At 42.8% G+C, this 250-nt stretch carries 1 protein-coding gene; it reads right to left on the bottom strand.

Annotated elements, in window-relative coordinates:
- A partial coding sequence (locus AB4653_RS25360; protein ID WP_372105606.1) for a tetrahydrofolate dehydrogenase/cyclohydrolase catalytic domain-containing protein occupies nucleotides 1-152 on the bottom strand: 152 nt, incomplete at its 3' end.
- Nucleotides 153-250: the final 98 nt, after the last annotated feature.

Here is a 250-nt window from a genome sequence, read left to right as displayed (position 1 = left end):
ACGTAAACCTGAGAAGCAGGGTCTTCACCCACTAAAACAACCGCTAGGCCCGGAGCGCGTAATCCAGCTTGAGTGCGAGCTTTTACACGAGCCGCAACTTCAGAGCGAACCGTTTGAGAAATTAGCTTTCCATCAATATTTTGAGCAGTCATGAATTTCCTTAGTATTGATATTCAAGTTAGTGGCTGATGTTTTTGGCGCATTATTCCAGAAAATCTTTTTGATTACCATCAAGCAAACGTTTGCTTTG

Source organism: Vibrio sp. 10N.222.48.A3 (assembly GCF_041475345.1).
Taxonomy (GTDB): Bacteria; Pseudomonadota; Gammaproteobacteria; order Enterobacterales; family Vibrionaceae; genus Vibrio; species Vibrio tasmaniensis_A.
The sequence above is the reverse complement of the archived record's forward strand: the minus strand, read 5'-3'. Positions and strand labels throughout refer to the sequence as shown.